General features: G+C 56.4%; 21 protein-coding genes and 2 tRNA genes. 16 read left to right on the top strand and 7 right to left on the bottom strand.

Annotation, left to right across the window (positions count from 1 at the left end; translation table 11 throughout):
- The first annotated feature begins 83 nt into the window (after nucleotides 1-83).
- The 4 genes from radA (at nucleotide 84) to ACILP4_RS03005 (ending at nucleotide 4,282) form a co-directional block, all read left to right on the top strand.
- Nucleotides 84-1,448, top strand: coding sequence for a DNA repair protein RadA (gene radA / locus ACILP4_RS03020; RefSeq protein ID WP_395619270.1), 1,365 nt, complete (start codon nucleotides 84-86; stop codon nucleotides 1,446-1,448).
- A 91-nt stretch (nucleotides 1,449-1,539) separates the two neighbouring features.
- The gene (locus ACILP4_RS03015) at nucleotides 1,540-2,064 is read left to right on the top strand and encodes a CvpA family protein (protein WP_395619269.1); all 525 of its coding nucleotides are present in this window, start codon (nucleotides 1,540-1,542) and stop codon (nucleotides 2,062-2,064) included.
- Entirely contained in the window at nucleotides 2,064-2,495 is a 432-nt protein-coding gene (locus ACILP4_RS03010; RefSeq protein ID WP_395619268.1) for an iron-sulfur cluster assembly scaffold protein, read from the top strand. Before ACILP4_RS03015 ends, ACILP4_RS03010 begins: the two co-directional genes overlap by 1 nt.
- Nucleotides 2,495-4,282 carry a monovalent cation:proton antiporter-2 (CPA2) family protein gene (locus ACILP4_RS03005; RefSeq protein WP_395619267.1) on the top strand — a complete coding sequence of 596 codons (1,788 nt, stop codon included), beginning with the start codon at nucleotides 2,495-2,497 and terminating at the stop codon, nucleotides 4,280-4,282. The genes ACILP4_RS03010 and ACILP4_RS03005 overlap by 1 nt, the downstream gene beginning before the upstream one ends.
- A 9-nt stretch (nucleotides 4,283-4,291) precedes the next feature.
- On the opposite strand, the gene aroB is transcribed toward ACILP4_RS03005, so the two are convergent.
- Together aroB and ACILP4_RS02995 are read right to left on the bottom strand one after the other, a co-directional pair.
- Nucleotides 4,292-5,392: a 3-dehydroquinate synthase gene (gene aroB, locus ACILP4_RS03000; protein ID WP_395619266.1), complete on the bottom strand. Its 1,101-nt coding sequence runs from the start codon at nucleotides 5,390-5,392 to the stop codon at nucleotides 4,292-4,294.
- Nucleotides 5,389-5,913, bottom strand: coding sequence for a shikimate kinase (locus tag ACILP4_RS02995; RefSeq protein WP_395619358.1), 525 nt, complete (start codon nucleotides 5,911-5,913; stop codon nucleotides 5,389-5,391). The genes aroB and ACILP4_RS02995 overlap by 4 nt, the downstream gene beginning before the upstream one ends.
- Before the next feature lie 291 nt (nucleotides 5,914-6,204).
- Between ACILP4_RS02995 and ACILP4_RS02990 the strand changes: the two genes are divergently transcribed.
- From ACILP4_RS02990 to ACILP4_RS02970, 5 genes are all read left to right on the top strand, one after another.
- Nucleotides 6,205-7,986, top strand: coding sequence for a hypothetical protein (locus tag ACILP4_RS02990; protein WP_395619265.1), 1,782 nt, complete (start codon nucleotides 6,205-6,207; stop codon nucleotides 7,984-7,986).
- Nucleotides 7,987-8,016: 30 nt separating this feature from the next.
- Entirely contained in the window at nucleotides 8,017-8,922 is a 906-nt protein-coding gene (locus tag ACILP4_RS02985; protein WP_395619264.1) for a tyrosine recombinase, read from the top strand.
- Nucleotides 8,923-8,939: 17 nt separating this feature from the next.
- Complete coding sequence (locus tag ACILP4_RS02980) at nucleotides 8,940-9,884, top strand: acetyl-CoA carboxylase carboxyltransferase subunit alpha (RefSeq protein ID WP_395619263.1); 945 nt, start codon at nucleotides 8,940-8,942, stop codon at nucleotides 9,882-9,884.
- 95 nt (nucleotides 9,885-9,979) lie between these two features.
- Nucleotides 9,980-11,479, top strand: coding sequence for a M48 family metalloprotease (locus ACILP4_RS02975; protein ID WP_395619262.1), 1,500 nt, complete (start codon nucleotides 9,980-9,982; stop codon nucleotides 11,477-11,479).
- Nucleotides 11,480-11,569: 90 nt separating this feature from the next.
- A complete protein-coding gene (locus ACILP4_RS02970) occupies nucleotides 11,570-11,977 on the top strand; it encodes a (deoxy)nucleoside triphosphate pyrophosphohydrolase (protein ID WP_395619261.1) in 408 nt (135 codons plus the stop codon).
- Here the strand turns inward: ACILP4_RS02970 and ACILP4_RS02965 are convergent.
- Nucleotides 11,974-12,846 (bottom strand): class I SAM-dependent methyltransferase, encoded by an 873-nt coding sequence (locus tag ACILP4_RS02965; protein ID WP_395619260.1) that lies wholly within the window; start codon nucleotides 12,844-12,846, stop codon nucleotides 11,974-11,976. The two genes, ACILP4_RS02970 and ACILP4_RS02965, sit on opposite strands and share 4 nt — an antisense overlap.
- Nucleotides 12,847-12,889: 43 nt before the next feature.
- Here ACILP4_RS02965 and ACILP4_RS02960 point away from each other — a divergent pair, with 43 nt between their 5' ends.
- From ACILP4_RS02960 to ACILP4_RS02940, 5 genes are all read left to right on the top strand, one after another.
- The gene (locus ACILP4_RS02960) at nucleotides 12,890-13,657 is read left to right on the top strand and encodes a ComF family protein (RefSeq protein WP_395619259.1); all 768 of its coding nucleotides are present in this window, start codon (nucleotides 12,890-12,892) and stop codon (nucleotides 13,655-13,657) included.
- Between the two features lie 31 nt (nucleotides 13,658-13,688).
- The gene (gene grxC / locus ACILP4_RS02955; RefSeq protein WP_395619258.1) at nucleotides 13,689-13,961 is read left to right on the top strand and encodes a glutaredoxin 3; all 273 of its coding nucleotides are present in this window, start codon (nucleotides 13,689-13,691) and stop codon (nucleotides 13,959-13,961) included.
- A complete protein-coding gene (locus ACILP4_RS02950; protein ID WP_395619257.1) occupies nucleotides 13,958-14,446 on the top strand; it encodes a DUF1178 family protein in 489 nt (162 codons plus the stop codon). Before grxC ends, ACILP4_RS02950 begins: the two co-directional genes overlap by 4 nt.
- 35 nt (nucleotides 14,447-14,481) lie before the next feature.
- Nucleotides 14,482-14,558, top strand: a tRNA-Arg gene (locus tag ACILP4_RS02945).
- A gap of 301 nt (nucleotides 14,559-14,859) precedes the next feature.
- Nucleotides 14,860-15,852, top strand: coding sequence for a LysM peptidoglycan-binding domain-containing protein (locus ACILP4_RS02940; RefSeq protein ID WP_395619357.1), 993 nt, complete (start codon nucleotides 14,860-14,862; stop codon nucleotides 15,850-15,852).
- Between the two features lie 204 nt (nucleotides 15,853-16,056).
- On the opposite strand, the gene ACILP4_RS02935 is transcribed toward ACILP4_RS02940, so the two are convergent.
- From ACILP4_RS02935 to ACILP4_RS02920, 4 genes are all read right to left on the bottom strand, one after another.
- The gene (locus ACILP4_RS02935) at nucleotides 16,057-16,320 is read right to left on the bottom strand and encodes a hypothetical protein (RefSeq protein ID WP_395619256.1); all 264 of its coding nucleotides are present in this window, start codon (nucleotides 16,318-16,320) and stop codon (nucleotides 16,057-16,059) included.
- Between the two features lie 71 nt (nucleotides 16,321-16,391).
- Nucleotides 16,392-16,805 (bottom strand): holin family protein, encoded by a 414-nt coding sequence (locus tag ACILP4_RS02930; protein WP_395619255.1) that lies wholly within the window; start codon nucleotides 16,803-16,805, stop codon nucleotides 16,392-16,394.
- A 19-nt stretch (nucleotides 16,806-16,824) separates the two neighbouring features.
- Nucleotides 16,825-17,370, bottom strand: coding sequence for a glycoside hydrolase family 108 protein (locus ACILP4_RS02925; protein ID WP_395619254.1), 546 nt, complete (start codon nucleotides 17,368-17,370; stop codon nucleotides 16,825-16,827).
- Between the two features lie 125 nt (nucleotides 17,371-17,495).
- Nucleotides 17,496-17,572, bottom strand: a tRNA-Pro gene (locus ACILP4_RS02920).
- 180 nt (nucleotides 17,573-17,752) lie between these two features.
- Here ACILP4_RS02920 and yajC point away from each other — a divergent pair.
- Nucleotides 17,753-18,079, top strand: coding sequence for a preprotein translocase subunit YajC (gene yajC / locus ACILP4_RS02915; protein WP_395619253.1), 327 nt, complete (start codon nucleotides 17,753-17,755; stop codon nucleotides 18,077-18,079).
- A 68-nt stretch (nucleotides 18,080-18,147) separates the two neighbouring features.
- Nucleotides 18,148-19,746 (top strand): protein translocase subunit SecD, encoded by a 1,599-nt coding sequence (secD, locus tag ACILP4_RS02910; RefSeq protein ID WP_395619252.1) that lies wholly within the window; start codon nucleotides 18,148-18,150, stop codon nucleotides 19,744-19,746.
- Nucleotides 19,747-19,751: the final 5 nt, after the last annotated feature.

Genomic DNA, 19,751 nt, shown 5'->3' with positions numbered 1-19,751 from the left:
TGGCATTAGGCTGCGCCTTACGCAAGCGCTCATCCGGCGCACTTATGTCTTGAGTTCTTGATTTGTTCTGTTATTTATAGGGCATGGCAAAAGCAAAGCGCAAATATGTGTGTCAGGCATGCGGGTCTGAATCCAACCGCTGGCAGGGGCAGTGCGACGATTGCGGTGAATGGAACAGCTTGGCGGAAGAAGCCAAAGCAACGGTTTTTGAGCTGAAGCATCATTTGCATTCTGGCGGCCGTGCGGTCGAATTGTCTGGATTGAACACCGACATCAAACTGCCGGAACGTGCCTCAACAGGCATAGCCGAATTTGACCGCGCCTTGGGTGGCGGCCTTGTGCCCGGTTCGGCGACCTTACTGGGCGGGGATCCGGGCATTGGTAAGTCGACATTATTGCTGCAAGCCGCCGCAAACCTCGCGCGGCGCGGCCTATCGGTTGCTTATATTTCCGGCGAAGAAGCGGTCGACCAAGTGCGTCTGCGGGCCCGTCGGCTTGGCCTTGGCGATGCGCCGGTGCAGCTTGCTGCTGCGACATCTGTGCGCGACATATTGACGACGATGGCCCAAAGCGCGCCGCCCGCTTTATTGGTTATCGATTCCATTCAGACGATGCACAGCGACCTTATCGAAGGTGCGCCGGGTACGGTCAGCCAAGTCCGCGCATCCGCCCAAGAGTTGATCCGCTTTGCCAAGGAACGCGGCACGGCGTTGATGCTCGTCGGCCATGTTACCAAGGATGGGACGATCGCCGGACCCCGCGTGCTGGAACATATGGTCGACACCGTCTTGTCGTTCGAAGGCGAGCGCAGCCACCAATATCGCATCTTGCGCGCGTCCAAAAATCGCTTTGGCGGGACGGACGAAATCGGCGTTTTTGCGATGGTGGAAGAAGGCCTGACCGAGGTTGGCAACCCCAGCGCATTATTCCTGACCGATCGGGCCGAACAGGTTACCGGCGCAACAGTGTTTCCGGCGTTGGAGGGGACTCGGCCGGTGCTGGTGGAAATTCAGGCGCTGACCGTGCGGCTATCTAGTGGCGCCACACCGCGCCGCGCCGTTGTCGGCTGGGACAGCGGTCGGCTCGCGATGATATTGGCGGTGCTAGAGGCGCGATGTGGCCTCAGTTTTTCAACTGCTGAGGTCTATCTCAATATTGCGGGTGGCTATCGCATTTCCGATCCCGCTGCTGATCTTGCAGTGGCGGCGGCGTTGGTTTCGGCGCTTTCCGAACGGCCATTGCCATCCGATGCGGTGCTGTTTGGTGAAGTCGCTTTGTCCGGCGAAATCCGTCCCGTCGCGCATGGCGCGTTGCGACTGAAGGAATCGGCGAAGCTTGGCTTTAGCCGCGCATTGGTCCCGCCGTCAGTGAAGGGGCAGGCGGGCATTTCAACGCAAGAGTTCCGCACGCTTGCCAATCTCGTTGACCATATGCTGGGACGCTCCTAAATCTTTCTTTAACGCTTATAGGGGCATGATCATAAGACGCGTGCCGCATTTTGATTGCGACGCGTTTGAGTAATGAGGGCAACAGGATTAGATGACAGCACTTGATATCATTGTCCTGTTCTTGCTGGGTAGCGGGGCCGTATTCGGTTTCCTACGCGGCTTTGTGCAAGAGGCTTTGTCGATGATCGCATGGGTGCTGATCATCTTGGCCGTTTACATGTTTCATACCCCAGCGACGGCAGCTTTGGCCGAGGCTGTGGGTTCGGATTCCGGCGCGGCCGTGCTCGCCTTTTTGGCGCTTGTCATCGTGATCTTTGCCGTGGGTAAATGGATTGCTAAATCGATTGGCGCCAAATCGCGCAAGTCGTTGCTTGGCCCGATTGATCGCGTCCTTGGGTTCGGCTTCGGTATGCTCAAAGGCCTGATTATCGCGACCCTTATTTTCCTATTGTTCGTGATGGGATATGATTTGGTCTATGGCGCGGACGCAGGGCGGCCCGAGTGGATGACCAGTTCGCGCACTTATCCTTTGCTCAATGCGAGCGGTGACGCCATGTCCGAATTTGTCCGGGAACAACGCCTCGCTGCCGATAGCGATGCGGAAGCCGCGCGCTGATGGACTCGGCGCTCTACAATCGGGACATATTGAGATTGGCAACGTCTTTGGTCGCGGGCGATCGCCTTGCAGACCCCGACGGCAGCGCCGAAGTGCGTTCGCCCTTATGCGGTAGCCGCATTCAAGCAGATGTTGTGATGGACGCGGCGGGCATATTGCGTGACCTTGCCCTGCGCGCCAATGCCTGCGCGCTTGGGCAGGCTTCTGCGGCTATTTTGGCGCAAAACGCGCTTGGAACTGCCATGGCTGAGGTCGCCACATTGCGCGATGGCGTGGCGCAGGCGTTACAGCGGGCGGGTGAAATGCCAAGCTGCTGGCCGGAGCTCGCCTTACTGGCTGCGGCCTGTGATTATCCGTCACGCCATGCCGCGATCTTATTGCCTTATGACGCGATCCTCGCCGCCGCCGCGCAGGCTAAAGAGAAAGTCTGATGGAAGAAACATCCCACCATCTCGTCGCTGATGTGATGCTAGGCGGGGTGGTGCTGCTCGGCGCGGCGCTTTTGGCGGTGCTGATTTTTAGGCGTCTGGGCCTTGGTGCCGTTCTTGGGTATCTAGTGGCCGGTATTGCCATTGGTCCCGATGGCCTTGCGTTGATTGACTCACCAGAGACGATTTTGGCCTATTCCGAAATCGGCATCATCTTGTTGTTGTTCCTCGTCGGGCTCGAGCTATCGCCCAGCAGGCTGTGGCTGTTGCGGCGCGACATTCTGCTTTTCGGGCCGTTGCAGGTCATTTTGTGCGGCCTCGGCATGTTTGCGATAATTCATTTCGCGATGCCAAGCTTTAGCTGGCAAGCGGCATTGGTCCTCGGGCTTCCACTGGCCTTGTCTTCCACCGCGCAGGTTTTGCCATTGCTGCAATCTCGCGGTCGCATGAAGACCGATTATGGCGAGAAAAGCTTCTCCATTTTATTGTTTCAGGACATCTCCATTGTTCCCTTGTTGACTATCGTCGCCGCCTTGTCGCGCGCACCGGCGGAGGATGGCGCGATTGAGGGCTGGTCTCTCGTGCTTTACGCGGTGCTGGCGATTGCAGGGTTGGTGCTGGCCGGACGCTATCTGCTGTCGCCGCTTTTGCGCTTGGTTGGCAAGATATCAGAGCGTGAATTGTTCATCGTCACGGGCCTTTTCACCGTCTGCGTCAGCGCCGCGGTGATGCAGGCGATTGGCGTGTCACCCGCCTTGGGTGCATTTGTCGCTGGCGTTATGTTGGCGGAATCCCCCTATCGGCATGAGTTGGAGGCCGACATTGATCCATTTCGATCGATCTTGCTGGGGTTGTTTTTCTTGGCGGTCGGCATGTTGCTGGACGTCGATGTCATCTTGTCGCAGCCCTTTTTTGTGGCAGGTCTTGCGCTGGCATTGGTTGCGGTCAAGATTGCGATTATCTTCGCGCTTGGTCGGTTTTTTGGTCTCCAAAACAAGCCGTCGTTCATCATGGCGATGCTGTTGAGCCAAGGTGGTGAGTTTGCCTTTGTGCTATTTGCCGCGGCGCAAGGTGCCCTGTTGATTGAACCCGAAGCCGCGAGCCTTTTTGGCGCAGTCGTAACCCTGTCCATGGCCACCACGCCGTTCCTTATGATTTTTGCGGGCAAGCTTGCGGCGCGAAAGGTCAAGGGCGATGTCCAGTTGGATGACCCGGCATTGGCGTCGCAAGCCAATGTCATAATTGTCGGACATGGGCGTTTCGGGCAACAAGTATCGCAGATCATGCAGGCTGCAGGGCGCTCAGTAACGTTAATTGATATCAACCCGCAGACCATCGACCGCAGCGGTGACTTTGGCTTCAAGGTTTTTTATGGCGATGGCACCCGCGTTGACTTGCTCCAGCGGGCAGGGGGCGAAGAGGCGCAGGCAATATTCTTCTGCATTGACGACCGGTATCTGACCGCAGAATCATTAATGCCTGTGCGCGAAACATTCCCGCGCACAAAATTGTTTGTGCGGGCTTACGACCGGCAGCAAGCTTTGTTGTTGATGCAGGATGAGGGCATCAGCATCATGCGTGAAGTGTTTGAATCTTCCATCCGGATGTCTGCGGACGCGCTGAAATATTTTGGTACCGATCGCGCAAAAATTCATGACATTATTTTGGAGTTCCGGCGGCGTGATCGCAGCCGGATGAAAGCGCAGTTCACCAGCGGGGACATGCATGCCGGAAGGCGCCATAGCTTCGGTGGCGATGGCTCCGACGATTTCCCGATTGCGGACGATTAAGCCCTGACCCTAAACTTCGCTGTCGAGGAATGCGGCGACGTCGTCCAGTGCGACATCTTTGGACAAAAATGTCTGCCCGATACCGCGCGCGAGCAAGAAGGGCAGTGTACCCGCGCTCATTTTCTTATCATGCCGCATATAGTCGACCAAAGCCGCGCCATTGGCGGTGACACCCGCTTCGGATAAAGTCGTAGGCAGTCCAGCACGTTGCAGAAGTTGTGTGACATGTTGCGCATCTTCTGCGGGGCAAAGGCCCAGCCGCACCGAGTATCGAAACGCCAAGGCCATGCCAGCGGCGACTGCTTCGCCATGAAATAGTCGGTCGGAAAAACCTGTGTCGGCCTCTAGCGCATGGCCAAAAGTGTGGCCCAAGTTCAACAATGCCCGGGTGCCGGTGCGTTCGGTTTCGTCGGCGGCGACAATCCGCGCTTTGGATTGTACAGACCGGATGATGGCCTGCGCGCGGATATCAGGGTCACCGTCAAAAAAGCTGTCGAGATTATCCGCGCAAAAGTCAAAAAATGCCCTGTCATCGATCAGGCCATATTTAACCACCTCGGCAAAACCCGCCGCAAGTTGGCGGGTGGGCAGGGTTGAAAGCAACTCCGGGTCGATGAGCACCAAAGCCGGCTGATGAAATGCCCCGACCAGATTTTTGCCTGCTGCGCTATTAATGGCGGTCTTGCCGCCAACGCTGCTGTCGACTTGGGCAAGTAGGGTCGTAGGTATCTGCACAAAGGCGCAGCCGCGTTTGATGATATGCGCGGCAAAGCCCGTAATATCCCCAACCACGCCGCCGCCCAGCGCGATGATATGGTCGCTGCGTTCGACATGCTGTTCCAACAACCAATCGGTGAGCTGCTCCAGCTGCGTCCAGCTTTTTCCTGCTTCGCCTGCTGGTAACGTGAAGGTCGCGCATGAAATTCCCGCGCTGTGCAATGTGGCTTCAAATTGCGGCAATACGGCTTGCGCAACATTTTCGTCGGTTACCACAAGCACGCGGCTGTCGCGGGCATAAGGCTTTAAGATGGCGCCGACATCGCCCAGTAACCCGGCGCGGACATGAATGTCATAAGGGCGGTTGGACAGATCGACGGATATCACGGTCATGCGGCGAGGGCCTTTAATATGTTTTCAACGGTCCGCACATGCGGCGACGTGTCGCTGCGAATATGGAGATTGGCAGCGGCATATAAGGGGTTACGCACCTTGCCAAGCTCGGTCAGTACAGCCACTGGATCCTTACCCTTCAATAAAGGGCGGTGGCTACGCCGCGACACACGGTCGGCAAGTACCTGCACATCGGCATTAAGCCATATCGACGTTGCGCGTTCCAAGATCAGTGCGCGGGTATCGTCGTTAACGAAAGCGCCGCCGCCTGTCGCAATGACCTTCGGCTCGCCTTCGATGAGCCGGGCAATGACGCGGCGCTCACCATCCCGAAAATAGTCTTCGCCAAATTTCGCGAATATTTCTGTAATTGAAAGGCCCGCTGCCTTTTCAATTTCGTCATCGGCATCGACAAAGGGTGTGCCCAGACGGGCAGCAAGCCGCTTTCCGATGCTAGTTTTGCCGACACCCATCATGCCGACAAGCACCACCGGACGGTTAATGACCAATGCCGCTTGCATGTCATTTTTTCGATTTTTGGGTGGGTGAAGTTCAGCCATAACAAAATGGCCTATATCTCGCCTTGGCGTCAGCCGAAAGCAGTTTGCCACTTTAGGATTTTTCGTGGTAAATACAGGATAATAAGTTGAACAAAGCCGCATAGTTGCGTGAAATTCCGTTTTTGCGGTTTCTATCGGTTGCCGCACGGGGCATAGGCTTGCTATTCTCTGGTGAGGGTTGCGGCAATGGCAACGGATGATAATGGGGCATACCGCATTGTTGCTCGCAGATATGGGAACAGGTTCGCATCATTGACTGACAAGATTTCAAAAAGCGGCCTTTTGGTTGCCAGTGCTCTGGTCTTGGTATTTTCTTTGCCTGCGCTCGGGCAGCAGGGACCTGAATCCTTGCTTCCTGAAGGCTTTGGCGATCCTGCCCCTCCGCCGACACCCGTAACGGGCCGACCAGCCCCGAATGGCACCGGATCGCCCCTTGGCGCAACCTCCGCGACATCTGTGACGGAGGACGAAAGCGCGACGGACGAAGAGGATGCAGAAGAGCCAGAATTGGCCATCCGTTTTGATGTGCCACCTTCGGCGCGCCAGTCGTTGAACGATATCGGGATTTTATCGGAAGCCTCCGGCGGATTTCCTGCGAACTCTTTTGGTAGGTTGGACGGTGCTTTCCTGAACCAAATTTTAAAGCGGACGACAGGACCGATTGCCTCGCGCTGGGGGACCATTATGGCGCGGCGCTTGCTTGCCAGCCGCACCAACACGCCAGCCGGTGTTAACGGCGCGGATTGGACAGCGGAACGTGCGTGGTTGTTGCTGCGCATGGGCGATTCGGTTGTGGCGCGTAATCTTGTGCAGCAGGTTGATGGCGCAGATTACACAAAGCGCCTGCACGAGGTCGCGATGCAGGCCTATTTGGCCAATGGTGATTTAGCGGGCATGTGCCCCATTAGCGAGAGCGGTGCGCGCCTTGTGAACAATGGCCGCTGGAAAATGACCCGCGCTATCTGTGCGTCCTTAGCAGGTGAGCAAGGCAATGCGACGGCGCTGATAAATCAGGGTCGCTATCAAGGCTGGGTCCGTGGCGTCGATTATCTTCTGGCCGAAAAAGCGGTTGGGGCCGGCATGAACGGGCGGCGCTCGGTCACAATTGAGTGGGAAAATGTGGAGGGTATGAACCCTTGGCGCTTCGGTCTTTCGGCTGCTGTCGGCCTTGAACCTCCCGAAAGCCTATTTGCCAGCACGGGGCGTCAGATCGACGGTTGGCGGGTCCAGTTGCCGATGTTTACGCCGACGATCCGGGTCAAATATGCATCCAATGCCGCGGCGCTCGGCATATTGTCGAACCGTAACATCGTGGATCTCTATGCGCAGGTCCTGGCGGATCCCGATGCGCCCGACGCCGCGCGGGCACAGGCAGAAAGCCTTGGAAATGCGTACAGCGCTTCTGATGCAGATGCCAAGGTTGCGGCTATGACATCCTTATGGACGACGGCGGCTGCAGGTGCTGACTATCAGGCGTCATTGGTGATGACCGCGCGGGCAGCAGCGCTGATTGCGCCCGACCGCGATCATCAGGCAGAGGCCGACCAGCTGATTGCGTCGATGCTGACGGCTGGCCTTGACCGATCCGCGGCGCGATGGATTGATGTTGTGGCGGATGGATCGCTGGGTTGGGCGCTTCTGACATTGGCGGCGCCAGGGCGGGTAACGGCCGCAGATTATGGCAGCCTGGATGATTTTTTCGGCAATGATGACAGCACCGACGGACATAAATCGCGGCTTTTGCTTGCTGGTCTGTACGGGCTTGGCCGAATTGAAAGCGACGCGCGCGCGGATTTTGCAAGTGATCTCAAAATCAATATTGCCCGGCAGACGGCATGGTCAAAGGCGATTAGCGCCGCCGCCGAACGTGGCGAGCAGGGCACGGTCGCGTTGATGGCGATGGCGGCACTTCAGGCCCCTTCATGGTCGGCTGTGCCTGCCAATCATCTTTATTATATCGTTCGTTCCTTGCGTCAGGTCGGTTTGGAGGCGGAAGCCCGGATGATCGCTGCGGAAGCCGTTACTTTTGCCTGACAATATGGCAATGACGATCGTCAGCCGACAATGAGTTTGCCTGACCGTGATCTGATTGCCCGTTTTCTGGAAATGCTGGCGGCAGAGCAAGGTGTCGCTAAGAACACGCTTTTGGCGTATCAAAGCGACTTGATGTCGGCGTCCAGCCTTTTGCATGGTAAACTGACGATGGCGGGGCCTGACGCACTTGTCGAGCTCGCCCGCCAATGGCGCGACCTTGCCAACAGCTCCGTAGCGCGCAAGGCGTCGGCATTGCGGCGTTTTTTTGCCTTTCTGCATGAGGAGGGCTTTCGCGCCGACAACCCATCTGCAGCGCTGCCAAAGCCAGCGCAGATGCGCCCCTTGCCCAAAATATTGGATAAAGACGAAGTGGACACATTGTTCGCGGTCATTGAAGCAAAGCTCTTACAGGCACATCCCATAGCCAATGATTACCGGCTGTCGGCGCTTATCGAGCTGCTATACGGCTCCGGACTGCGTGCGACCGAGTTGGTTGCCCTGCCTCGCAATGCGGTCGTTTCTGATCGGCCATTCATCATCATAAAGGGCAAAGGCGATAAGGAACGATTAATCCCCATTTCCAACCGTGCACGCCAAGCGGTTAGTGCTTGGTTGGACTTTGTACCTGAAAAATCGCGGTTTCTTTTTCCGTCGCGCGAGGGACATATTAGCCGCATTCGCTTGTTCCAGATCATTAAGGATCTTGCCGCGCATGCGGGGCTGGATCCCGCAAAGGTCAGCCCCCATGTCTTGCGGCATGCCTTTGCCACGCATCTGTTGGCGGGCGGCGCGAACCTGCGGGCGCTGCAGTCCATGTTGGGGCATGCGGACATCGCGACGACGCAGATTTACACGCATGTCGACAGCAGCAAGCTCGTCGAACTGGTCAATCGACGTCACCCATTGGCAACGCGCACATTGACCCGTCGCACATGAGGCTCTAACCCGCAGGCATGATGGTATATCTCGATTTTGAAAAGCCGGTTGCCGCGCTCGAGGCGCGCATCCTTGAACTGCAAGATGCCGCGCGTGATAGCGACGTTGATGCGGGCGCCGAAATCACCAAATTGCGCGCCAAGGCGGACAAGCAGTTGAAGGATACCTATGCCAATCTGACGGCATGGCAGAAAACGCAGGTCGCACGGCACCCGGAACGTCCACATTTCAAACATTATATCGAAGCGATGTTTGAAGATTTCATGCCTTTGGCAGGGGACCGCGCCTTTGGCGACGATCAAGCGATTATTGGTGGCCTTGGCCGCCTCAATGGCCGCCGCGTGATGGTCATTGGGCATGAAAAAGGCGACGATACGCAAAGCCGCCTGCGCCATAATTTTGGCATGGGCAAACCCGAGGGCTATCGCAAAGCCATTCGCCTGATGGAACTTGCGGATCGGTTCGGTATCCCGGTCGTAAGCTTGGTCGATACGTCGGGCGCTTTTCCAGGCATTCAGGCCGAAGAGCGCGGACAGGCAGAGGCGATTGCCCGTTCCACCGAGAAATGCCTGGCGTTGGGCGTGCCGATGATTGCCTGCATCGTGGGTGAGGGCGGTTCGGGCGGTGCTGTTGCACTGGCCGCTGCTGACCGGATATTGATGTTTCAATATGCCGTCTATTCGGTGATATCGCCCGAAGGTTGCGCCTCGATTTTGTGGCGCACGGGCGACAAAGCGGCGGATGCCGCGCAAGCTATGAAGATGACGGCAGACGATCTGAAAGCGCTGCGCATCATTGACCGGATTGTTGCCGAACCGATTGGTGGCGCGCATCGCGACCATGGCATGGCTGCTGCCGCGCTTGCGACCGCCATCGACGAGGAGTTGGCTGCATTGTCAGGGTTCTCGTCTAAGGAATTGCTGCAACAGCGCCGCGCGAAATTCTTGTCCATGGGGGCCTAAACTGTACCGGATGTAAACACCCCATGGCCGTTCTTATGTGCGGCAGTGAAACGGCAGATTCCAAGTAGCGTTGCCCGGTTTTGGGGAGGATGTTGATGCATTTTTCGAAGCTGTATCTTTTTACCAGTGCCGCAATTTTCGGACTAGCGTTGATTGGCGGTCCTATTCCCGCCGACGCACAGTCCCGAACCGCAGGCCCAGTGGCGCCCAAGCCCTTCACCGCCCAAGAAAAAAATGAGGGCGCCAAATATCACACAGAAATTTTGAAAGAATTTGGCGGACCGATGCAAAGTCCGCAGACGGCCTATGTCGTGCGTATCGGCAAAAATATTGCCATGCAGTCCGGGCTTGGAAACGCGCAAAGTGACTTTAACGTGACGTTGCTCAATTCATCGGTGAACAACGCATTCGCGCTGCCCGGCGGTTATATCTATATCACGCGGCAATTGGTTGCCCTGACCAACAGCGAAGCCGAAATGGCAGGCGTGCTTGGGCATGAGGTCGGGCACACCGCAGCCCGGCATAGCGAAAAGCGCAAGAATAACGCGACGCTTGCCGATCTTTTGGGGATGGGCGGCAGCATCTTGGGGGCCGTGCTCGGTAATTCTGGCGGCTTATTGGGCGCGCTGGGCGGCGGATTGCAGCAATATGCAGGTCCATTGGCGCAGGTCTTCACGCTAAAATATTCGCGCACGCAAGAAGAGGAAGCCGATGATTACGGCATCCGCTATTTGAGCAAAGCCGGATATGACCCAAGCGCCTTGGCATCGATGCTGTATTCATTGGCGTTGCAGACCAGCGTGGATACGCAAGTTGCTGGCTTGGCTGATAACCGGGTTCCGGAGTGGGCAAGTACCCACCCTGATCCTGCCCGCCGCGTTTCGCGGGCGGCATCGCGCTCCAAAAGCTATCCCGCCAACACATTGCGCAATGCGGACGCGCATTTGGCGGCCATTGACGGCATGCTATATGGCGATGACCCTGCGCAAGGTGTGGTCGAAGGGCAAAATTTCCTGCATCCGATACTGAAGTTGCAGTTCGCCGCGCCTTATGGCTTTGGCATGCAAAACAGCAGCGATTCCGTCGCGATTAACGGCAATAGTGGGAAGGCGATATTCACGGGCGGCGCATTTGATGGCAATCGCAGCAGCTACATCGCCAAAGCGTTGAAGGCGGTGTCGGGCGACAATGCAACCATTCCGGCGGGAGAAATCCGGCGAACAACGGTGAACGATATCCCCGCTTTTTACAGCAATTCTGTTGTTAACACGCAGCAGGGGCAACGCGTTGTTACGGTGTTCGCGTATGAATGGGCACCGGACATCGCCTATCATTTTGTGACGATTACGGCCAGCAATGCCAACACCTTTGATCGCATGTTTGCCAGCATGTCGCGCCTGACCGCCACGCAAGCATCGGCAGTAAAGCCACGCAAGCTGCGCGTTGTCACCGCAGGACCGCAAGATAATGTCGCATCGCTTGCGGCGCGCATGGCATATCCGGCCTTGCGGACTGAACGATTTAGGGCGCTGAACGGGCTGTCATCCAACGCGACCGTTCGCGCGGGGCAGAAGCTGAAGATCGTCACCTACTGAACGAAAAAGGGATGTGCGGCCGCATTCCCGTGTTGCGAGGCGCATCAAAATCCCACACAGCCTGTCAAAACCTTGCGATGTGATGAGAATATGGAAAACAGTCCGACGATATTGTTCGTGGTTGCCGCCGCATTGACCAATGATAAGGGGGAAATCCTCCTGCAACAGCGGCCTAAAGGCGCTCAAATGGGCGGCCTGTGGGAGTTCCCCGGGGGCAAGGTCGACCTCGGCGAATCTCCTGAAGCGGCGCTGGTGCGAGAGCTTGAGGAGGAACTAGGCATTATCGTCGCGGCGCAGGATTTGGTGCCCGAAACCTTTGCCAGCGAACCATTGGGTGACCGCAATCTGGTATTGCTACTCTATCGCTGTACAAAATGGTCGGGTATGCCGACGGCGATTTACGCCTCCGATATCCGTTGGGCATTGCCACAAGATATGGCGGATTTGCCGATGCCCCCCGCCGATTATCCCTTGGTTCGTAAGCTTCAGGGTATTTAACCCGATTGATCCTTGGACAATATGTCCGCGAGAGACACCTGCCCACTTCCCCTCTTGGCGGGTCGGGGTTGGTTTTCGGACGGTGCCCATCCGCTTAAGTAAATATGCGCAAAGCCTTCGGTCACCTTGCCCTGCGCATCGGCACGCGCAGCGAACGCATGGTCCAGCCGGGCGGCGATGTCTTTGCCCAGATAGCTGCGCGGTCCGGCAAGCGCATTGCCTAGTCCAGCGTCCCGTATGTCTGACACGATGGAGCGCCAGTTACCATAACGCACCGCCGACATGTCCTGATCCGCGACAGGCAAAGTGAAACCAGCACGCACAATGAGGTCTGCCGCGCTGCGCAGGTCAATTTGCGGGTGAATATGCGGGGTAACGCGATCTGCATCCGCCTCCACCAACATCGCCTTAAGTGTACCCAGTGTTCCCGCGCCAAACATATGGCCAAGGAATAAGCCGTCGGGCCGCAAGAGCCGGCGGATTTGAATCAGCGCACCGGGCAAGTCATTTACGCTATCCAGCGTTCCCGCCGAAATCACGAGATCAAAGCTGCCGGGCGTGAAGGGCAGGCGGTCTTCTTCCAAGGCCACGGACGTATCACTCGCCGTCCCTGTCCCAGCTCCTGTGTCGCGGAGAGGGGCAAGGGTGCAGGGGACATTTGGCGGCAGAATCTCCGTCTGCCATCGTCCGATAGGCCCGATGATAAGGGCATGTTCGAACGTGCGTGTAACAGCAGACAGCCGTTCCGTCATATCCTGCGCGATGTGGTGCCATAGGAAATCATCACCCGAACGCCCAGCGGCCCGCGCGCGCAGGGCATGACGGCGGCGGCGGTCAAAAATTTCCGGTGGATTCAATTCATTATGCATTTGTGCCCTTGTGCCGCCCCATGCTTTGTTCGACAAGTGCGATATGGCAAAAGGCCGCCACATTTTCCATAGTATGTTGAATTGGGTATTGCCCGAACGCTGCCCCTGTTGCGGTGCAATTACCGCTGCGGGCGGACCGTTCTGTGTGTCCTGCTGGCAAAAGTTGGAATTTCTGGGACCACCTTGGTGTCGGGGATGCGCAGCCCCCTTTGAATTTGACCGTGGCGCGGACGCATATTGTGCATCCTGCATCGCACATCCGCCCCGACATGACGGCATCCGTGCGGCGGTAAAATATGATGATGTATCGGCGCAAGTTGCGCTTCGGTTAAAATATGGCGGTAAAATCGGCCTGGCCCGGGTGATTGCGCAACAAATGCTGCGCCATTTGCCCGAAGGGCAAGAGCAATTGCTCATCACGCCAGTGCCATTGCATTGGACGCGGATTTGGTCGCGCAGCTTCAACCAGTCGGCGTTGATCGGCAAGCAGCTTGCAGCCATGAGCGGCATCTCCTTTGTGCCTGATATATTGGTCCGGCATAAACGCACGCCGAGCATGCGGGGGTTGGATCACAAACGCCGCAGACAGGCCGTAGGAAACGCCTTTGCCCTGCATCCAAAATATAAGGGCAAGTTGAAAGGGCGACGCATCATCCTGATCGACGATGTCCTGACCACGGGCGCAACCAGCGACGGCTGTGTCGCGATGCTGAAGCGCGGCGGCGCAGATTGGGTGCAGATATTCTGCTGGGCGCGAGCCTTGCGTGGCGGCGGGGCGCAAACGGACGCAACGATATCGTTCGACGCTTGACTTGCTGGACTGGGAATACCATTTCAGTTTTATGACCGCAAAAGTTGAAATCTACACCAAATTTGCCTGCCCTTATTGCGTGCGGGCCAAGCATCTTTTGGACAGCAAAGGCGTCAATTATACCGAATATGACGTGTCGATGGGCGGCGCAAAGCGTGCCGAAATGGTCGCGCGTGCGCCAGGCGCCCAAACGGTGCCGCAGATTTTCATCAATGATATCGCTATTGGCGGGTCGGACGACTTGCGCGCGCTCGATGTCCAAGGAAAGCTGGATAGCATGCTGGGAGCCAGCGGCGCAGCATGATCACATTTGACCTGAATTGCAGCAACGGACACCAGTTCGAAGGGTGGTTCGCGTCCTCTGCCGATTTTGAGACACAGAAATCTAGCGGCCTGCTCACTTGCCCAACCTGCCAAGACGACGTGATTCAAAAGGCGCTGTCCGTGCCCAATGTTCCGCGCAAGGGCAACCAACGGGCCGTCAGCCTGCCTTCGGTTGTTCCCGAAGCGGCCGAAACGAGCACAGATGCACCGGCAACCGAAATTCCTCCCGCTATTGTGGCGGAGTTGGTCCAAAAATTGGCCCGTGCGCAATCTGAAATGCTGGATAAGTCGCAATGGGTGGGTGGCAACTTCGCCGAAACCGCGCGCGCGATCCATTATGGCGAAGAACCCGACCGCCTGATTCACGGCGAAACCAGCCGTGATGAGGCAAAGGCTTTGGTCGAAGAAGGCATTGACGTTGCGCCTTTGTTGTTTCCGGTTGTCCCGCCCTCTGCAAAAAATTGACCGTCTTATTGCGCGCAGCTATGGCCATTTCCTATGCACCCATAGCTCAGCAGGATAGAGCATCAGATTCCTAATCTGGGGGCCACTGGTTCGAATCCAGTTGGGTGCACCAAATTTCAACGCGTCTTTTATTGATACGCAATACGAAGGCCATGTTTGAAGTGGCCGCTTGGCGACGCTGGCTGCCTTGTGCGCCCAACACAGAGGTTTTTTTCAAGCGCCGGAGGCGGTCTTTATGGCAGTAAGATTTTGTAACTACATGTAATAATTTCGTTTTTTCGCAGAATGCATTTGGTACCTGACAAACGCCTTGTTATGTAAATCTTTGCAAATGGGATGCGGAGAGAAATGTCGGCCTTGGTCTCGTCGGAACGTTTATCGGTCTGCTGCAAACGCTGGACGAATTGTCCGGCGTGTTTGCCGCGCTTGGCGGCGGTTCGGGCAGCGATTCCGGCGCGATGTTCTCGACGATGATTGTGAAGCTGCAAGGCCCGATGCAGGGCATGGGCACCGCATTCGTGGCGTCGCTTTATGGTTTGTTGGGTTCGCTCGTCATTGGTCTGACCGTCAGCAGCGTGAAATCGGCTGGGGAACGTCTGTTCCGCGACGTGCGGGAATTTGTGAATGAAGAACTCTACCCAGCAGGTGGTGCTTCGGTGGCGGGCTGGACCGCTGCGGCTGCTGATGCAGGGCCACGCGGTGCGTTCTCCCCTGAACAATCGGCGGCATTGCATACAATGATTAGCCAAGAACATAAGGCGATGCGCGATCTGTTCATTCATTGGGAGCAAAGCTTCTCCAAACGGTTTGATCAGCTGGCCAATGTGGCGACCCACATAAATCACCAGCTTGTGGACACCGTGAATACGGTAGGTGCGCAGGCCGAACGTAATACGCAGCAGTTGAAATTAGTGTCGGAAGCTGAAGGGCGTCTCGCCACTGCTATCGACGACAAGGGCGGCCGGTTTGTTGAGCAACTCGACTCGTTGCGTAAGGATCTGTCGATTGCCCAACACGGGGTGTTGCCGGTATTTGGACGGCTGGCGCTTGCCTTCGCCGTTATTGGGGCTCTCGCAGGACTATCGGCGGCCGTCATATCGCTTGCTTCGGGTAGTGCCGCCACGCCGCCAACGGTCGCTCCTGTTGCCGTTGTGGCACCTGCCGCTGCGCCAAAAACGCAATCGGCACCAACAGCGGCAGTCGCTACACAGGCACCTGCAGCCGCTGTCGTTGCGCCGCAGCAAATCATTGTGGCCGAAGGTGACAGCCTTTCCAGAATAGCGATCAGAAAGGGTATCGCCGTTGAATCGATGATTGCCGCAAATCCGCAATTGTCTGACCCAATGCGGTTATATCCGGGTGATACGGTCAATCTGCCAAAAGCGGCAGCGGCACCAGCGGAGTAAAGTGGAGCCGCGCATTATCGCGGTTTACTGAGAATATGAGAATAAAAGGCGGGGTGCGTTGCCCCGCCTTTTTTGTGGACTGTTCCGTCATCGTGCCGCTGGCCCTTAGACGGCATGACAGCAAAGGCTTGTATACGACGACGAAAAAGCCCGCCGCTGCGCGTGGGCAGGGCGGGCTGATATTCTATGCGGAAATCCGACCGATTATTCGGCGGCTTTTTGCATGTCCTTGCCAGCTTCTTCAACAGCTGCGCCAGCTTCGGCGGTTGCATCAGCAGTGGCCTCTGCGGTTGCGTCGGCTGCGCCTTCGGCGGCAGTCATGGCGTTCTCGGCACCGGCTTCCATAGCTTCGCCAGTTGCGTCGGCAGCTTCAGCGGTTTCTTCGGCAGCCTTTTCACCAGCTTCGCCACATGCGGTTAGCGATGCTGCAAATGCAAGAGCAGCAACAGTTGCGACTAATTTCTTCATCTTGGTTCTCCTAAGTCCCTAAAAACCCTCACGGGTGTATAGAGTTAACGGATGTTATTGGCTTTACGCAACTATTTTTCCAGCCCGCGTGAAATGCCCCATTGGCGGGCAACAGTGTAACCGAGATAGCCAGTGCCAAACAAGGCGTATAAAGGCTCTGGCAGGCCGTTCAGATAGGCGTTCATGCCGCGCGCTATATTGGCCGCTGCCTCCGGTTGAATGGCGGCAATTAACCCCATAGGGATCGCCCACAGCAGCATCGCATACATGACATAGAGGAAACTTGGCCGTGCGCGGCTTGTCCATGGGTCGGCGGATTGCGCTTCCGCCAACACGGCGGACAATTGGGTGCGCAATGCGTCCATCTCCTGACTGCCCTGCAGCTTGATCAGTTCGAGCTTTGCCGCATCTCTGGCTTTCGGGTCGGGAATGATTTTGTCGATCAGCTTCGCAATCGGGCCGATGATACCTTCGATGAGTGACATGGCATGCTCCTTGTAATGATTAACCAATACGGTTTTTAATCCAGCCATAAAGAAACGCCTCTTGCGCAGGGCGTGCTTCGGCCAATTGGACATAATGCGCGCCTTGCAATGCATCGATTGCTTTGGTTAGAACGCCCTCTGCTGCTGGCCCGCGCTTGGCCAAAAATGCCTCCAGCGCGCGCAAGGTATCGGGGCCGATTCCACGGTCTACGGCGATGTCTGGATAATCCGCGCCATTGCGGTTCAGCGCATTTAGCGCGCGTTGCAAAAATGCGATTGCTGTGCCGACGCCCATATTGACGCCAGTGTCAAATAGCTCTGCTGCTAATCTCGGTGCGATCTTTGCCACTTTATCCAAGGCAGGTGCATGCCAATATTGCTTTTTGTAAATCAACGCCGCAACGTTTTGCGGCAGATTTACCATCTGCCCCATATAGCCATGCCGACGGGCGACGGCTTGGGTAATGCCCCAGCGCGTTGGTCCGCCCTTGTCGGCAGGATGATCGATAAAGCCGCCCTCACGTGCAATCAGCTCGTCAATCAGTCCGTCAATATTGTTACGCATCGGCACACCCTCACTTTCGAACAAATAATAACCAAATAGGTTATTTGCAGGAAAGTAAAATGTGCTAAACGCACGGCCAGCGCGCGCTTGCGCGTTGTTTGCGATGAAATTTTATGGTGAATTATTGGTCGGGACGACAGGATTCGAACCTGCGACCCCCACACCCCCAGTGTGATGCGCTACCAGGCTGCGCTACGTCCCGACCGCCAATGACCTCGCCGAGGCCAATGGAAGCGCGCCTATATGGCGGTGGTTTTGGAAAAGCAAGCGCGCTGTAGAAGCTTTGACGTTGCGTCGGCAGGGTGCAGGTGATAATCGCACCCGATTGTTTCCAGATGGTGCCGCAAGTGGGCGCTCGATTTCATTAGTGCGAGGTTTTTTCATGGAGTCTGTTATCTTAATTGCTGCCGCTGGCGGTGCTGGTGGTTCTGCATTTTTCGTGCAGTTGTTCCCGCTCCTGCTCATCTTCGTCGTTTTCTATCTCTTCCTCATCCGTCCGCAGCAAAAGCGCGCAAAGGCACATGAAGCTAAAATCGCTGCTGTGCAGAAGAATGACGAAGTCGTAACTGCTGGCGGCCTGATGGGTAAAGTGACCAAAGTAGCCGACGAATATGTTGAAGTTGAAATTGCGCCAAATGTGCGGGTGAAGGCGGTTAAATCGACCATTGCCAACGTGCAGCCGCGCAATGCGAAAGCCGCGAATGATTAACCGTCGGGCTTGAACGGCTCTGCCGCTTATCCCAGATATTGCCTTCATAGTTCGTTCGGAACCAATCTATGCTTGATTTTCCCCGTTGGCGCGTATGGATGCTCAACACCTTGATTATCGTCGGAGTGGCCTTTGCCATTCCTAGCCTGCTGCCGACAGCAATGCGCGCGCAGCTTGCACAATTTGTGCCGACCCCGACGATCAACCTGGGTCTCGACCTTGCCGGCGGTAGTCACATCTTGCTTGAGGCAGACACGTCGCAACTTGCAGAGGCACGGCTTGAGGCTTTGGAGGACAGCGTTCGCACAGCGCTACGCCGCGCCAATCCGCAAATCGCGATTGCGGATGTCTCGCGCAGTGAAGGCGAATTGAGTTTTAATGTCACTGACATGTCCAAGGTGGACGCTGCGCGTGAAGTGATCTTGCCGCTCATCAGCAATGCTACGGGAACGCGAGATTGGAATATCGGCGTAAACAATGGCAATCGCATTATTCTGTCACCAGCAAGCTCTGGCGACGAAACAGCGCTTGATCAAGCCATGGATACGGCCAAGGACGTCATTGACCGCCGTATTAACGCGCTTGGCACGTTGGAGCCGACGATCATTCGTCAGGGTGAGAACCGCATCGTCGTTCAGGTTCCTGGGTTGGAGGATCCAGAAGCGTTGAAGGCTTTGATTGGTAAGACAGCTAAGCTTGAATTCAAGCTGGTCGATGAACAAGCTGACCCCGATCAAACCGCGCAAGGCAAAGCTCGCGTTGGTAGCCAAGTTCTGCCCTATCCAGACAATCCAACGGGATTGCCGTATATCGCGGTGCGCCGCTTGGGCGGGATATCGGGCGACAAATTGGTTAAGGCTGACCCAACATTTGATCCGCAGACCAATGAGCCTGCCGTGACCATCCAGTTTGATTCCGAGGGCGGACAGAAATTTGCCCGTATGACACAGCAAAATGTGAACAAATTGTTCGCGATTGTGCTCGACGGCCAAGTCATCTCCGCACCGCAAATTCGGGAACCGATTTTCGGCGGCGTTTCTCAGATTTCGGGCAGCTTCACGACCGAAAGCGCTAACGCCTTATCGATCTCGCTGCGCTCGGGTGCATTGCCGGTGGATTTGACCATCGTCGAGGAACGTTCGGTCGGTCCAGACCTTGGCGCTGACTCCATCCGCCGCGGGGTGCTAGCCGCGGTCATCGGTACAACCGCTATTCTGGTGCTGATGTTCCTCGTTTACGGCCGTTTCGGCATGTATGCTAATATTGCGTTGGTCATCAACATTTTGATGATCTTGGGCGTTATGGGCGTTGCGAACGCCACGCTGACTTTGCCGGGGATTGCGGGCTTTGTTCTGACGATTGGTGCGGCGGTTGACGCGAACGTGCTGATTAACGAACGCATCCGCGAAGAACTGAAACGTGGCCGCCGTGTGGTGCAGGCGATCGAGTTTGGGTACAAAGAAGCGAGCCGTGCGATTTTCGACGCAAACAGCACTAACGTTATCGCTGCGGTTTTGCTTTTCATTTTCGGGTCGGGGCCTATTCGCGGATTTGCCGTGGTTTTGATGATCGGCATCGTTACATCCGTGTTTACCGCCGTTACGATCACCCGCATGTGGGTATCGCTCTGGGTGAAGCGCACGCGCCCCACTGAATTGACGATTTGAGGATA

Source organism: Sphingorhabdus sp. (genome assembly GCF_044239045.1).
Lineage (GTDB): Bacteria > Pseudomonadota > Alphaproteobacteria > Sphingomonadales > Sphingomonadaceae > Sphingorhabdus_B.
This window is presented reverse-complemented; position numbering and strand designations above follow the sequence as displayed.

Bases quoted from the DNA above. Each gene is read 5' to 3' on its own strand.
- radA (WP_395619270.1), top strand. From the start codon at position 84: ATGGCAAAAGCAAAGCGCAAATATGTGTGTCAGGCATGCGGGTCTGAA.
- ACILP4_RS03015 (WP_395619269.1), top strand. From the start codon at position 1,540: ATGACAGCACTTGATATCATTGTCCTGTTCTTGCTGGGTAGCGGGGCC.
- ACILP4_RS03010 (WP_395619268.1), top strand. From the start codon at position 2,064: ATGGACTCGGCGCTCTACAATCGGGACATATTGAGATTGGCAACGTCT.
- ACILP4_RS03005 (WP_395619267.1), top strand. From the start codon at position 2,495: ATGGAAGAAACATCCCACCATCTCGTCGCTGATGTGATGCTAGGCGGG.
- aroB (WP_395619266.1), bottom strand. From the start codon at position 5,392: ATGACCGTGATATCCGTCGATCTGTCCAACCGCCCTTATGACATTCAT.
- ACILP4_RS02995 (WP_395619358.1), bottom strand. From the start codon at position 5,913: ATGCAAGCGGCATTGGTCATTAACCGTCCGGTGGTGCTTGTCGGCATG.
- ACILP4_RS02985 (WP_395619264.1), top strand. From the start codon at position 8,017: ATGAGTTTGCCTGACCGTGATCTGATTGCCCGTTTTCTGGAAATGCTG.
- ACILP4_RS02980 (WP_395619263.1), top strand. From the start codon at position 8,940: ATGATGGTATATCTCGATTTTGAAAAGCCGGTTGCCGCGCTCGAGGCG.
- ACILP4_RS02975 (WP_395619262.1), top strand. From the start codon at position 9,980: ATGCATTTTTCGAAGCTGTATCTTTTTACCAGTGCCGCAATTTTCGGA.
- ACILP4_RS02970 (WP_395619261.1), top strand. From the start codon at position 11,570: ATGGAAAACAGTCCGACGATATTGTTCGTGGTTGCCGCCGCATTGACC.
- ACILP4_RS02965 (WP_395619260.1), bottom strand. From the start codon at position 12,846: ATGCATAATGAATTGAATCCACCGGAAATTTTTGACCGCCGCCGCCGT.
- ACILP4_RS02960 (WP_395619259.1), top strand. From the start codon at position 12,890: ATGGCAAAAGGCCGCCACATTTTCCATAGTATGTTGAATTGGGTATTG.
- grxC (WP_395619258.1), top strand. From the start codon at position 13,689: ATGACCGCAAAAGTTGAAATCTACACCAAATTTGCCTGCCCTTATTGC.
- ACILP4_RS02950 (WP_395619257.1), top strand. From the start codon at position 13,958: ATGATCACATTTGACCTGAATTGCAGCAACGGACACCAGTTCGAAGGG.
- ACILP4_RS02935 (WP_395619256.1), bottom strand. From the start codon at position 16,320: ATGAAGAAATTAGTCGCAACTGTTGCTGCTCTTGCATTTGCAGCATCG.
- ACILP4_RS02930 (WP_395619255.1), bottom strand. From the start codon at position 16,805: ATGTCACTCATCGAAGGTATCATCGGCCCGATTGCGAAGCTGATCGAC.
- ACILP4_RS02925 (WP_395619254.1), bottom strand. From the start codon at position 17,370: ATGCGTAACAATATTGACGGACTGATTGACGAGCTGATTGCACGTGAG.
- yajC (WP_395619253.1), top strand. From the start codon at position 17,753: ATGGAGTCTGTTATCTTAATTGCTGCCGCTGGCGGTGCTGGTGGTTCT.
- secD (WP_395619252.1), top strand. From the start codon at position 18,148: ATGCTTGATTTTCCCCGTTGGCGCGTATGGATGCTCAACACCTTGATT.